We start from the raw sequence: 13,350 nt of genomic DNA, 5'->3' as shown, positions 1-13,350 counted from the left end.
CTGGTCGTCCGAACCCACACGATCGAGGTTGCGATGTCCTCAAGACATGTCCTCGCCGGCCTGGCGCTGGTGCCGCTGCTTCTCACCCCGGTGGCGGCGCACGCCACGACATACGACGCGCAGAAGACGCAGTTCGACCTCCAGGCCCACCGCGGCGGACTCGGCATGACGACCGAGTCCTCGCTGGAGGGATTCGCCAAGGCCCTCCGTCTTGGTGTGTCCACGCTGGAGCTGGACACCCAGATCACCAAGGACGAGAAGGTCGTCGTCACCCATGACCGGCAGGTCAGCGCCACCAAGTGCCGGGACACCGCGCCCCTGGTGCAGGGCGACCCGATGTACCCGTATGTCGGCAAGTACATCAAGGACCTCACCCTGGCCCAGATCAGGACCATGAACTGCGGTTACCAGCAGCTGCCCGGACATCCCGAGCAGGAGCAGATCGACGGTCTGCGGATGATCGAGCTGAAGGACGTCCTGAACCTGGTCAAGCGCTACGAGGCCCGTCAGGTCACCCTCAATGTCGAGACGAAGGTGGAAGCGGGCGCCCCCGAACAGACCGCGCCCCGCGAGCTGTTCGTGCGCCGGGTCTACGAGGAGATCCACCGGTCCGGCATCGAGAAGCAGGTCACCATCCAGTCCTTCGACTGGGGCGCGCTCAAGGAGATGCACCAGCTCGCGCCCAAGTGGCCGCTGGTGGCGCTCACCAACTACGACTTCCTCCAGGTCGGCAAGCCCGGCGCCTCCCCGTGGCTCGGCGGCATCGACGCCGACGACTACGACGGCGACTTCGTGAAGGCCGCCGACTCCCTCCCCGGTGTCACCACCCTCTCCCCCAACTACGGCTTCCCGCAGAGCGGCAAGGTCGGCGACCCGGGCTTCCGCTTCTACGCCGACGCGGCGATGGTCGAGGCGGCGCACGCCCGGGGCCTGAAGGTCGTGCCGTGGACCTGCGACGACCCGGCCACGGTGGAGGCGCTGATGGACGCCGGGGTGGACGGCATCATCACCAACTACCCCAACCGGGTAAGGGAGATCATGGCCGAGCGGGGCATGCGCCTGCCCAAGGCCTATCAACCGCGCTGACCGGCCGACCGCACACCAGCGGCAGGCAGGCCACGGCGGTGGCGAGGCCGACGCTCAGCATGTCGGCGAACCGTTGGGGGAATCCCCCGGGTGCGCTACTCCCCCTGATACGGCAGCGTCGTCCCCGGCAGCGCGTACTCGTCCCGTCTGCCGCACATCCCGAAGCCGCCGAGCCGGGTGGGCGCTGCCTCGTGCGCGGTCGCCTCGCCGAGGTAGGCGGGCTCGCCCTCGGCCAGCGCGTCGAGCTGGGCGCCGGTGCGCTCCGCCGTGGCCAGGGCCCCCGCCCGCCACAGCTCGCGCCAGGCCGGCACCTTGTCGCGCACCAGCCGGGCGGCGGCGCCCTGGAACTCCAGATACGGGCCGTTGTCGCCGGCGACGAGGGCCTCGCGCAGGACGAGGTAGCCCTCGACGGCGAGGTCCCTGCGGCGCAGGGCGGCCTCGGCGGTGTCAACTCCCGTACCGGGAGGGAGCGTTGCCGCCGCCGCGTACTTCTCGGGGTCGGCGAGCACCTCGGGTGGGAAGGTGAACACCGCGTCCCCGGCCTCGGGCAGCCCGCTGTTCTGCATCAGTACGGTGATACGCAGGTACCCGCCCTGGACCATGCGGTGCGCGGTGCCCGGCGTGAACCAGGCGACCGAGCCGGGCTCCAGCGGGATCTCCCGGTAGCCGTCGGGGCTCAGGGTCTGTACGGCGCCCCGGCCGCCGGTGACGACGTACGCCTCGGTGCACACCAGGTGCAGATGCGGGCTGCCGCCGCAGACGCCGTCGGTGGCCTCCCAGTCGTAGGCGCTGAGGTGGGACAGACCGACGGCCCCGGGCAGCGGGTGGGGCAGGGCGGGCTTCACCACGGCAGGCCCTCCAGATGCGCGGCCACGCGCTCGGTGTCCCAGGCACCGTCGGCGATCACCACCCGGTAGCGGTATGCGAGGGACTCGCCCGGCGCCAGCTCGAACTCCTCGAAGAACGCCCAGGAGAACGCGACCGTGGGGAACGGCTCGGAGCGCACGAACCAGTGGGACTCGTGGATCGCGTCGAGATTCTCGGGGGCGTGCGCGAAGACGATCGTGGAGTGCGCGTCGACGTCGTCGTGCTCGGTGGTGAAGGCGAGCCAGGGCCCCTGGGAGCCCATCAGCTTCTCGGAGTCGGTGCCGGGCGCGAAGACCGTACCGCCGGTGAAGTCACGCGGTCCGCGCCACTGGAGTCCGGTGTAGCCGGCCATCTCCCGGCCCGCCGTGGTCGGGGAGCCGAAGGCGAGGGGCTCGGCGCGGATGTTGGTGAGCCGGATCGACCAGTCCAGGGCCCAGGAACCGGCCTCCTCGTCGACCGAGTGGACGGTGAGTCCCCGGGTCTCGCGCGCCCACTCCTCGCCGCCGTTCTCCACCCAGGTCAGCTCCTCGGTGACGGCGAGCCTGTCATCGGTGAGCGTGAACTCGGCGAAACCGTCGTGCCGCATCGAGCCGACCCGCTCCGGCCGGCGCAGATAGCCCTCGCCATGGACGTAGGAGTTGCCGCCCCAGAAGTTCTGCCCGGACAGATGGCTCGCGGTCATCTGGAGGCCCTTGTGCCAGCGGTGGTCGCTGGGCCGGTATCCGGTGACCGTCCGGCCGGCGAGGGTGCGCAAGGGATGTGCGTACGGCTTGCGGGACTCGAAGGCGTCGGGGTCGGGGCGGTAGACGTAGCGGAGGATCTCCGTGCCGTTGGCCGCCGCGACCGCGATGTGCTCGCCGTACGCGTGGCTGACTCGGATGCTCATGCGCGCTCCTTGGGGGCCCAGTCGGGGTGGCCTCCGTGCATCGCCGCGTAGAAAGGATCACCCGGCGTGATCTCCCCGGAGCGGACCGGCAGGCCGGTGAACGCCGACTTGTACAGGGCGGCGGCGAATTCGAGCGTGGCCCGGGCGTCGGGGCCGCTGCCGGGGGGTCGTACGCCCGCGTCGTACGCGTCGAGCAGGCCGCCGAGCTGGGCGGTGTGGGAGCTGGGGACGTCGGCGGCCGGGCTGCGCCAGGCGTCGGCGCGGTCGGCGGCGACATGCGGGGCCGAGGTGTAGACCCAGTCGTCGTTGCGGTGCCCGTACAGATGGGTGAGCTCGACGGTCGCGTCCGCGCAGTCGACGCGGATGCGGCTGACCTCGTGCGGGGAGAGCACGCTGTTGACGACGGTGGCGAGGGTGCCGTTCGCGAAGCGGACCAGGGCGGTGGAGACGTCCTCGCTCTCGGTGTCGTGGACCAGCCGGGCCGCCATGGCCCGCACCTCGTCCCACTCGCCGAGCAGGTGGAGCAGCAGATCGTACTGGTGGATGCCGTGGCCCATGGTCGGGCCGCCGCCCTCGCTGGCCCAGCGACCGCGCCAGGGCACCGCGTAGTACTCCGCGTCCCGGTGCCAGGTGGTCTGGCAGTGCGCGACCAGCGGGGTGCCCAGCTCACCGCTCGCGAGCAGCTCGCGGGCGTGCACGGCGCCGGATCCGTAGCGGTGCTGGAAGATCACGGCGGCGTAGGCGCCGGAGGCCTCCTCGGCCGCCGCGATCTCGTCGTACTCGGCGAGGGAGAGGGTGAGCGGCTTCTCGCACAGGACCCAGGCGCCCGCCTTGAGCGCGGCCACCGTCTGCTCCCGGTGCAGGGACGGGGGCGTGCCGATGAGCACCAGGTCGGGGCGCTCGGCGTCCAGCATCGCGGCCATCGACGTGTACCCGGTGACCGTGCCGCCCGCGAGTTCCTGGAAGGCGTCGAGTCTGTCCCGGTCCACGTCGACGGCGGCGACCAGTTCCGTCCGGTCGGCGTGGGCGGTGAGCGCGGGCAGATGGCTGCCGCTGACGATGGCACCGGTGCCTACGACGGCGACGCGGCGGCGGACGGGGTCCCCGGAAAACACGGTCATGCGGCGCTCCTCGAACGGCCGACGGACATGCCAACAGAAAGCGCTTGCGCTCGAAGGCAGACCCTAGGCGCCGAGGCATTGTCCGGACAACCCCTCTACAGGGACATCGACGAGGCTTTTTCTCAGGTCACACCGGTCGCCGAGGTCCCTGGGCGGGGTTTGCGCGCCGTGCTTCCCGGGCGCCGCCTACTGCCCCAGGGGCGCCGGAGGTGTGGCGTCCTTGACGGCCACGGGGAACGACGGCCGCGCGGTCGCCGCCCGCTCCCGGGTCAGGGCGCCGGTCATCCGGCGGGCCGACAGGGGGTCGGCCGGCAGGACATGGGAGGCGAACCAGCGGGCCGCGGCCGGGGCGGGGGAGGGTTCGACGAACTCGGCGCCCGCGTAGTCGTCGAGCGGTGGGTCGTAGACGTAGCCGCAGACCATGCCGTGGTCGACCAGGCGTTCCAGGAGGGCGTCGCGGTTCTGGACGAGGAGCGGTACGCGGAACAGCGGGAGGGGTCCGTCGGGGACCGCCCGTTCGCGCAGGGCGGTGGAGGCCCAGGCGGTGCCCGCCAGCAGTGCGACGCCGGCCCTGCGGCGGGTGAGGTCGTCGTCGAGGCGGGACATGCGCAGGTTCAGCTGGCCGCGGACCAGGCTGCCGTGGCGGACCCGGAAGCCGTGCAGATCGACGCTGACCCAGGGTTCGTAGGCGGTCAGGCTGGGGGCCGAGCGGGCGCAGGCGGTCAGGCGTGGGGCGTGCAGGGCCATCCGGAACGCGTCGCGCTCCAGGAGCCCGAGGCGCTGCATCGTGCGCCACACCGGGCGCACCAGGTGGAGGGTGCGGACGGTGGAGCGGGCGAGGGGGCGCAGGGTCACGCTCAGGTCGTCGCGCAGCCGGCTCGGCGTGAGGAGGTCGTCGCGCAGCAGCTCCAGCTCGCGCCGGGTGCGCGCGTCCTCGACGGCGAGGAATCCGCCGGCCATGGCGGCCACGTGCTTGGAGAGGCTGAACGCGGCCGCGGTCCCGAAGGTCCCGATCGGCTGCCCGTCCACATGGGTGCCGATGGCGTGGGCCGCGTCCTCGATGAGCGGGATGCCCAACTGCTCGCAGCGGCGGCGCAGTTCCAGGACGCGGTCGGGGATGCCGTAGAGGTTGGTGGTCAGGACGGCGTCGACGGTGCGCCAGGTGGAGTCCGGTACGGCGGCCGCGTCGATGTTGCCGTCCCACACGGAGACGGGGGCCTGCACCGGGCGGCAGCCCGCGGCGAGGACCACGAAGAGGATCACATCGTCGTTCACCGGCGACATCAGCACCCGGGCACCGGGCCGACACCAGCGCCGCAGCGCCAGATAGAGGGCCAGCCGCGCCGAGGGCGTGTAGACGCATTCGCGTCCGAGCCGCCGCGTCATCGTCGCGGCCAGCCGCGATCCGTACGGCATCGTCACTTCTTCCGTGTAGGGGGTGGACGGACGCGGCTGTCCGCGCGCGCCGATCGGATCCGGGAGCCTTACGGCTCGGTGGGTCGTCCCCGTCATGGGGCCGGCTCAGTGGGTGCGCGGGGCCGTCCGGCGGGAGGACCGCAGCGCGCCGACCGTCTTCAGCAGCCGGTCGGCGGGTTCCCGCAGGCCGGGGTGGGCGAGGACGGTGTTGCGCAGTCCGCGCACCGGTCTGCGCCACATCCGGTGCGCCGCCGCCACGGGGTGCGGCCGGGTCGCGAAGCCCTCGCCCACCCGCAGCTCGCGCGTCTTGAGCCAGTCCTTGTACTCCTTGTCGCCCCGCCCGAGGTCGATCAGCCGCACCCCGTGCCGGGCCGCCGCCTCCGCGGTGCGCAGATGCATCATCAGCCCGGGCGAGTAGTAGTGGAACTCGGGGTCGTAGGCGGTGAACCAGGCCGCGAGAACGGTCCGTGACCTCGGCCCGAAGTGCGCGGCCACGGGACGGTCACCGGCGTAGAGCACGGACAGCACCCCGGTGAAGTGCTCCTCGCGCAACCGGAACAGATGGTCCACGAGGTCGACGATCCAGGGCCGGGCGAACCGGTCCATGCGGCCGGTCCTGCGGTACTGGGCGGACTTCCACTCCATGAGCCGCCGTAACACCTTCGGGTCCCGCTCGTCGAAGACGAACCGCACCTCGCCGATGTCCCGCCCCAGCCGGCGTTCCTTCTTCAGCGTCGTCTTGGCCTGGCCGGGGTAGGTGGCCCGCAGCCATCGCGCGTAGTCGCCGTCGCCGGGTTCCAGGTCGATCACCGGCGAGGCGAACATGCCGGTGACGTACCGGCCGAACGGCTTCTGTTCCTCGACGAGATGGTCGAACTCGAAGCTGGCGAGCCCGCAGCCGCGCAGCAGTTCCTCGGTGTCCCAGATGATCCCGGGCCGGTGCACGAGGGCCTGGCGGTCGGAGAGGCCGAGTCCGATGGCCCGGCCGACGCCGAGGATGTTGCGTTCGTACGGCAGGAAGCCGACGGGCTCGCCGTGTTCGTGCAGGACGCCGATCTCGACCCCGCCCCGGTGAGCGCCGACCCCGACGGCGAACTCCGGTGACAGGAAAGGGTTGGCGTACTCGGGCGACTCGTCCATCGCGCGGTGCCAGGCCGTGCGCAGCGGGTCGCTCAGTTGGTCGGGTCTGTGGACGGTGATGTCCGTATCCGTGCTGCTCATGGATCGCATGGGCGATCGCTCCCCCCAGTTCCCCCCTGTGACGCGCGGTGCGCGCCACGCCCTGCTGTGCCGGCTGCGCGACCGAGATCGGAACAGTGCGGCAGGGATCAAACGTGGCGAAACCGCACCGAGACTGTCAAGGGTGGCGGTCGTAAAGGAACGGCATGTTTCGGATGGCCCGCGCCCCGGCGCAACGCCCTCCCCGGAGGCACCCTTCTCCTCAACTCACCTCTCCCGTACCGTCGTTGCCGATTGACGCGGCCATGACTACGAAGGGGTTCTCATGGGCAGAGGTCTGTTGTCGCTGATGCTCGCCGCGGTCACCGGAGCCGCCCTGCTCGCGGCACCGGCGTCCGCGGCACCACCGCCCCCGCCGACCGATGTGTACCGGCCGGTCCGGGGCCCGGCCGCACCGGCGGAGTACCGCTACCTCCAGAAGACCCTGCCCGGCGAGTCGATACCCCGGCACGCCCACGATCTCGCCGCGGCCGAGGCCCGCGAACTGCCCACCGCGGGCGGGCGCTGGAAGAGCGTCGGGCCGACCAACATCGGCGGCCGCATCGTCTCCCTGGCCCTCGACCCCAAGCGCGCGGACACCCTGTACGCGGCGGCGGCGAGCGGCGGCCTGTGGCGCAGCACCGACGCCGGGCAGACCTTCCACTCGGTGTGGCCGGACAGCTGGACGCAGGCCATGGGCGCGGTGACGACCGCCCCCGACGGCACCCTGTACGTGGGCACCGGCGAGCCCAACCCCGGCGGCGGCAGCATCACTTACGAGGGCACCGGCCTGTACCGCAGCAAGGACGGCGGCCGTAGCTGGAAGCCGCTCGGCCTGCGCGACTCCGGTGCGATCAGCGCCATCACCGTCGACCCGGCCGACCCGCGCCGCATCTACGTCGCCGCGGCCGGGTCGCTGTACAACGGCGGCGGCGACCGGGGCGTCTACCGCACGGAGGACGGCGGCGCCACCTGGGAGCGGATCCTCACGGGCGCGAACGAGTTCACCGGCGCCACCGAGATCATCAAGGACGGCGACCGCCTCTACGCCGTCCTGTGGGACCACCGCCGCCGCCCCGACCTCAGGACCTACGGCGGTGTCGGCTCGGGTGTCTACCGCAGTGACGACGACGGCGCGACCTGGGAACGCCTCGGCGGCGGACTGCCCGCCGAGGGCCCGGACGTGGGACGCATCGGCCTCGCCGTGGCCGGGGACCACCTGTACGCGATCGTCAACAAGGCGAGCGGCCCCTTCGAGGGCTTCTACGCCTCCTCCGACGGCGGCGACACCTGGAACCGCGCTCCGGCCAACCCGGATCTGGCGGGCTCCCAGTCCAGCTTCGGCTGGTGGTTCGGCAAGGTGTGGATCGACCCCCGGAACACCGAGCATGTGCATGTGGCCGGAGTGGCCCTGCTCACCACCAAGGACGGCGGCGCCACCTGGACCGCGGACGACACCAGCATCCATGTCGACCACCACGCCATGGTGTGGGACCCGCGCCGTCCGGGCCGCGTCTACCTCGGCAACGACGGCGGCGTCTACCGCTCCGACTCCGACGGCGACGGCGGCTGGGTCAAGGCCCGCCACGAGCCGTACACCCAGCTCTACAGCGCGGCGATCAGTCCGCAGGACGTCACCCGGATCTCCGGCGGCGCCCAGGACAACGGCTCCCTGCGCTCCTGGGGCGGGGACGGCTTCAACGAGTATCTCGGCGGCGACGGCGAGGAGAACCTCATCGACCCCACCGACGTGAACAAGGTCTACGCCTGCTACCAGTACGGCAACTGCTTCCGCTCCACCGACGGCGGCGACACCCTCACGTACTTCGCGAACGGCACGACCTTCAAGCGCCGCAACTGGTTCACCCCGGTCGTCTTCGACCCGCGCGACCCGAAGATCCTCTATTACGGCGCCGAGGTGCTCAACCGCTCCACGGACGGCGGCGCGACCTGGCAGCCCATCAGCCCGGATCTGACCGGCGGACCGGGCGCGGACCCGATCTACACCAACTTCGGGACCATCACCTCGATCGCGCCGGCCTCCGACGGACGCACGGTGTACGTCGGCACGGACGACGGCCGCGTATGGGTCACCAAGGACCTCGGGGCGACCTGGACGAAGCTCGCCGAGGGCCGGCCCTGGGTGACCCGGGTGGTCGTCGACCCGAACAACCCCGACCGCGTCTGGACGACCCACTCCGGCTACCGCTCCGGCTCACCGCTGCCCCATGTCTACGGCAGCACCGACGGCGGCGCGACCTGGCGGAACCTGTCCGGCAACCTCCCGGCGGCCCCCGTCAACGACCTCGTCGTCGCCAAGGGGGGCGCCCTGTACATCGGCACCGATCAGGGCGTGTTCGCGAGCCTCAAGGGCGGCGGGCACTGGATGCGGCTGGGGCGGGGCATGCCCGCGGTTCCGGTGGACGACATCGAGTACGACGCCGGGCACCGGCGGCTGCTGGCGGCGACCTTCGGGCGCGGCTTCTATGAACTGACCACTGGTTGAGCGCGGTTGTCCGGTCCGGGGCGCGCACCCGCCCCGGACCGGGCGTCGCGGGCACCCGGGATATGACGTAATCATTACGTCCGCCCATGAAGGGCTGGCGTGGGAGCGTTCGGCGGTGTGAACTCCTGATCGACCAGATTGTCGATCTTGCGATACGGAGTAGTCATGAGACGGATTCGTTCCGTGCTCGTCGCGGCCGTGGGCCTTGCCACCGCCTTCCTCAGCGTCTCTGCCCCCGCGTGGGCCGCCACACCCGATGTCCCCGAGTCCCTGCGGATCTCCGACGGCCCCTACGCGGGCTTCCAGATGTGCGGCGCACCGACCGCGCCGACGTTCAGCACCACCAACGGTTCCGCCCCGCTGTTCGCCGCCTCGGTCAGGGGCGTGGACCCCCAGCCCCACCTGGGCGGAACGTTGGAGATCGCGCGCCCGGGCGAGCAGCCCTTCCACACCGTCCAGGTCAGCACGGGGCCGGTCGGCCACGAGTGGGGCGTCCAGATCCCCACCAGCACGTTCAGCCCGGGCGACTACCAGTGGCGGATCCGTGCCGAGGGCTCCGACGGCCCGTCCGCCTGGTCCGCGTGGTGCACGTTCACCGTTACGGGCCCGGCGGCCACGCCCGCGGAGTTCTCCTACAGCCCCGACGGCGGCAAGCACTGCCTGGACGTGAGCGGCGCCGGCACGCAGGACGCCACGCGGGTGCAACTGTGGGACTGCAACGGCTCCTTGGGCCAGACCTGGACGATCAGGTCCGGCGGCACGCTGGTGAACCCGAACTCGGGCAAGTGCCTGGACGTGGCCGACGCGGGCACGGCCAACGGCACCAAGGTGCAGATCTACACGTGCAACGGCACCGGCGCCCAGCAGTGGAGCTACGACCGGACCACCTTCATCAACCCCCGGTCCGGCAAGTGCCTGGACGTGCCCTACGCGAACTTCGCCAACGGAGTCCAGCTCCAGATCCACGAGTGCAACGGCACGAACGCCCAGGTCTGGAAGCAGCTCACGCCGGCCTGACCCGGACGTCCTCGGTGGTGAGCCGGATCAGCAGCACCCCGGGCGTGTGCGGCACGGACACCCGCAGTGCCGTCCCGTCCCAGTCGGCCGAGCCGGCGCCGGGGCGGGCGGGGTGCAGGATGTCGGGCCGTACCGTACGGCCCGCCAAGTAGGCTATGGGGAGGCGGAGTTCGGCCGGGCCGCCGCGGCGCCAGACCGAGACGTAGGCGGTGTGCTCGGTGCGCAGACCTAGCGCCAGCCACTCGTCCGTCCAGCCCGGCAGGCCCAGCGGCCAGAAGGGGAGCGACCGGGCCAGGTCCCCGCGGATCGACTTGTACGTCGCCACCGCGTCCCGCACGAGGGCGAGTTGGGGTTCCGCCATCCGGTTCAGGTGCCCGGAGAGGTGGATACGGCCGAGGAGTGCGCTGCCCAGCGTGAAGGCGATCAGGTCGTCGTCGAACTCGGGCTGCGGGTAGGCCCAGACGGCACCCTGTTCCGGCGGCACCGCCGTCGGGGCGGCGGCGGCGATCGGCGGGTAGCGCAGGGGGTCCTGTTGGTCGCTGGTGGACTGGAGTTGGGTGACGGCGAGTGTGGCGCCGTCCATGCGCATTCCGCCCGAGGCGCAGTTCTCGACGACCAGATCGGGGTGGCGGTCCAGGACGCCGGTCAGCCAGTCGAGGTAGGCATGGGCGTGGCCGAGCAGTCCGGCACCGGGGGCGAGGTCGCCGGGGCCGCGGGTGCCGGGATCGACGGCGATGTTGTAGTCCAGCTTGAGATAGCCGACCCCCCAGTCGCCGACCAGGCGGTCCACGGTCTTGTCGAGGTGGGCGCGGGCCGCGGGATGCCGTAGGTCGAGCTGGTGGCGTCCCTGTTCCACGAGGCGTACGCCGTCGCGCTGGAAGAACGCCTCCGGCGGCAGCGCGCCCGCGACCGGGCTGCGCACCCCGACGACCTCCGGCTCCAGCCACAGCCCCGGCACCATGCCGCGCTCCCGGATCCGCTCCAGGACCGTCCGGATGCCGCCGTCCGGGAACCGGCGCCCGGACGGCAGCCACTCCCCGACGCTGTCCCACCAGCCTCCCGTGTCGTCGTACCAGCCGGAGTCGATGCAGAAGTACTCGGCCCCGGCCTCGGCGGCGGCGTCGATCAGCGGGAGCAGTTTCTCCGTCGTCGGGTCGCCCATCAGGGTGTTCATGTAGTCGTTGAAGACGACGGGGAGCCTGGTGTGGTCCGGGTGCGGGCGGCGGACCGCACGGCGGTACGCGGTGAGCGCGCCCAGCGCCTCGTCGAACCCGGAGCCGAGGGCCAGCGCCGCCGGTACGGTGGTGAACTCCTCGCCCGGCGCGAGCCGCACCCGCCACTGGTGTTCCGCGTCGGTGGGGCCGTTCACCGACAGATGGGTGCCGTGCGCCCACTCCCCCAGGTCCCAGCGCCAGCCGGCCGGCGACTCGACCTGCCACAGCCAGGCCCGGCCGCTCCCCCGGTCCGTGACGGCGCCCATCGCCAGATGCCCGTCGGTGGGCCAACTCCCGCGCCCGGTCAGGGTGAGCGTGGCCCGGCTGTCGTGCTGATGGACGTCGACGTTGATGTCGGCGACGCAGTCGCGCAGGGGCTCGGTGTACCAACGGCACTCCGCGAGCCAGTCGTTGCGGGCGCGGTGGACGTCGAGGGCGTCCGGGGAAGGGAGTCCGGCGAGCAGCAGGCTGCTGACGGACTGGACGACCAGGGGTTCGGCGCCGTCGTTGCGCAGTCGCACCCGGGAGCGCAGGGCGGGGACACCGTCCGGGGAGGACAGCTCGGCGAAGGCCGTCAATCCGGTTGCCGGGTCGTGGAGTTCGACGGTCAGCCACTCCCATGCGCCGCGTGCTCCGGTGCGGTGCTCCCGGTAGCGCAGGCGCGCACCGAGGGCCGTACCGGTGAAGCGCGGGCCGGACCAGCCGCTGCCGTGGCCGAAGGCGGTGAGCTCGACCAGAGGGAGTGCGGCTTCCGGGTCGACGGAGCCGGTGGCACCGAGCCGGACCAGGCGCGCAGTCCCGTCGGAGGCGATGACGAACTCGGTCTCCAGGGCCGAATGACCCCAACCGAACCTCGTGCGGTTGCCGTTGGGATCCGTGTCCGCCGTACCGGTCAAGGTGCTCCCCCTCGTGAATCCCTCGTTACGGTCTCTTGACGGCCCATATGTGACCGGTCACAATCCTGGCATGAATGTGACCGGTCACACAAGGCGCCCGGCGAGCATCAGGGACGTCGCGACCGCCGCCGGCGTCTCGTACCAGACCGTCTCCCGGGTGATCAACGGCCACCCCAGCGTCAAGCCGTCCACCCGGGACCGAGTGCTGGCCGCCATCGACGAGTTGGGCTTCAGGCGCAACGCCACCGCGCTCGCTCTGGCCAGCGGACGCAGCCGCGCCGTGACCGTGCTCACCGCCAACACCACCCACTACGGCTACGCCTCCATCCTCCAGGGCGTCGAGGAGGCCGCCCGCGCCGCGTCCTACGCGGTCGGGATCGGCGTACTCGAATCCGCGGAGGAAGCCGCCGTCGCCGCCCAGGTGCAACGGGCGGCGGACGCGGGTGGCGGACTGATCGTGATCGCCTACGATCCGGCCGGTGTACGGGCATTGACCTCCGTCCCCGCCGAACTCCCGGTCGTCGGGGTCGTGGAGACCCCCGCGAGCCCGCCGGGCGGCGACCGCCCCTGGGTGTGGACCGACGACCGCGAGGCCGCCTACCAGGTGACCCGGCATCTGCTCTCGCTCGGCCACGAGACCGTGCACTACGTCGCCATCCCCTCCAGCACCCGCCGCACCAGCGCCCGCACCAGCGGCTGGCGGCAGGCACTCAGGGAGGCCGGAGCCCCTGAGCCCCGTCCGGTGCAAGGAAGTTGGGGCCCGGCAGGCGGTCATACGGCGGGCCGCAAGCTCGCGAAGGACCCGGCCGTCACCGCCGTCCTGTGCGGCAACGACGACCTCGCGCTCGGCGTGCTCCGCGCCCTGCACGAGGCCGGCCGTGCGGTGCCGGACGAGGTCAGCGTGGCCGGGTTCGACGACGCCCCGCACTCCGCGTATCTCACGCCGTCCCTGACGACCGTACGCCTGGACTTCACCGGCCTGGGACGAGCCGCGTTCGCCCTCCTGCACGGCGCGGTGGAGGAGTCCGCCCAGGTCGCCCCGCATCCCGTCTCCGTACCGGAGCTGGTGGTGCGGGAGACTTCGGGGCGGCCTCCTCGCTGAACCGAACCCCTTCGTGAGCAC

General features: G+C 71.9%; 10 protein-coding genes. 4 read left to right on the top strand and 6 right to left on the bottom strand.

Annotated elements, in window-relative coordinates; translation table 11 throughout:
- Nucleotides 1–33: 33 nt before the first annotated feature.
- Nucleotides 34–1,086, top strand: coding sequence for a glycerophosphodiester phosphodiesterase family protein (locus tag H4N64_RS01300; RefSeq protein WP_186280063.1), 1,053 nt, complete (start codon nucleotides 34–36; stop codon nucleotides 1,084–1,086).
- A 95-nt stretch (nucleotides 1,087–1,181) separates the two neighbouring features.
- On the opposite strand, the gene H4N64_RS01295 is transcribed toward H4N64_RS01300, so the two are convergent.
- The 5 genes from H4N64_RS01295 to H4N64_RS01275 all read right to left on the bottom strand — a co-directional run bounded on the left by H4N64_RS01295 (nucleotide 1,182) and on the right by H4N64_RS01275 (nucleotide 6,606).
- Nucleotides 1,182–1,934, bottom strand: a complete 753-nt coding sequence (locus H4N64_RS01295) for a cupin domain-containing protein (RefSeq protein WP_186280061.1) — start codon at nucleotides 1,932–1,934, stop codon at nucleotides 1,182–1,184.
- Nucleotides 1,928–2,839: a DUF6807 domain-containing protein gene (locus tag H4N64_RS01290; RefSeq protein ID WP_186280059.1), complete on the bottom strand. Its 912-nt coding sequence runs from the start codon at nucleotides 2,837–2,839 to the stop codon at nucleotides 1,928–1,930. Before H4N64_RS01290 ends, H4N64_RS01295 begins: the two co-directional genes overlap by 7 nt.
- Nucleotides 2,836–3,960: a Gfo/Idh/MocA family protein gene (locus H4N64_RS01285; protein WP_186280057.1), complete on the bottom strand. Its 1,125-nt coding sequence runs from the start codon at nucleotides 3,958–3,960 to the stop codon at nucleotides 2,836–2,838. The genes H4N64_RS01290 and H4N64_RS01285 overlap by 4 nt, the downstream gene beginning before the upstream one ends.
- A 186-nt stretch (nucleotides 3,961–4,146) precedes the next feature.
- The gene (locus H4N64_RS01280; protein WP_186280055.1) at nucleotides 4,147–5,376 is read right to left on the bottom strand and encodes a DegT/DnrJ/EryC1/StrS family aminotransferase; all 1,230 of its coding nucleotides are present in this window, start codon (nucleotides 5,374–5,376) and stop codon (nucleotides 4,147–4,149) included.
- 105 nt (nucleotides 5,377–5,481) lie between these two features.
- Complete coding sequence (locus H4N64_RS01275) at nucleotides 5,482–6,606, bottom strand: GNAT family N-acetyltransferase (protein WP_186280053.1); 1,125 nt, start codon at nucleotides 6,604–6,606, stop codon at nucleotides 5,482–5,484.
- A 274-nt stretch (nucleotides 6,607–6,880) separates the two neighbouring features.
- On the opposite strand from H4N64_RS01275, the gene H4N64_RS01270 reads away from it, so the two are divergent.
- Both H4N64_RS01270 and H4N64_RS01265 read left to right on the top strand, forming a co-directional pair.
- Entirely contained in the window at nucleotides 6,881–9,100 is a 2,220-nt protein-coding gene (locus H4N64_RS01270; protein WP_186280051.1) for a WD40/YVTN/BNR-like repeat-containing protein, read from the top strand.
- A 165-nt stretch (nucleotides 9,101–9,265) separates the two neighbouring features.
- Nucleotides 9,266–10,117 carry an RICIN domain-containing protein gene (locus H4N64_RS01265; RefSeq protein WP_186280050.1) on the top strand — a complete coding sequence of 284 codons (852 nt, stop codon included), beginning with the start codon at nucleotides 9,266–9,268 and terminating at the stop codon, nucleotides 10,115–10,117.
- On the opposite strand, the gene H4N64_RS01260 is transcribed toward H4N64_RS01265, so the two are convergent.
- Nucleotides 10,104–12,227: a glycoside hydrolase family 36 protein gene (locus tag H4N64_RS01260; protein ID WP_186280048.1), complete on the bottom strand. Its 2,124-nt coding sequence runs from the start codon at nucleotides 12,225–12,227 to the stop codon at nucleotides 10,104–10,106. The two genes, H4N64_RS01265 and H4N64_RS01260, sit on opposite strands and share 14 nt — an antisense overlap.
- Nucleotides 12,228–12,297: 70 nt before the next feature.
- Here H4N64_RS01260 and H4N64_RS01255 point away from each other — a divergent pair, with 70 nt between their 5' ends.
- Nucleotides 12,298–13,329 (top strand): LacI family DNA-binding transcriptional regulator, encoded by a 1,032-nt coding sequence (locus H4N64_RS01255; protein ID WP_222108373.1) that lies wholly within the window; start codon nucleotides 12,298–12,300, stop codon nucleotides 13,327–13,329.
- Nucleotides 13,330–13,350 lie beyond the last annotated feature (21 nt).

The organism is Streptomyces cupreus, from assembly GCF_014257025.1.
Classification (GTDB): Bacteria; Actinomycetota; Actinomycetes; order Streptomycetales; family Streptomycetaceae; genus Streptomyces; species Streptomyces cupreus.
The sequence above is the reverse complement of the archived record's forward strand: the minus strand, read 5'-3'. Positions and strand labels throughout refer to the sequence as shown.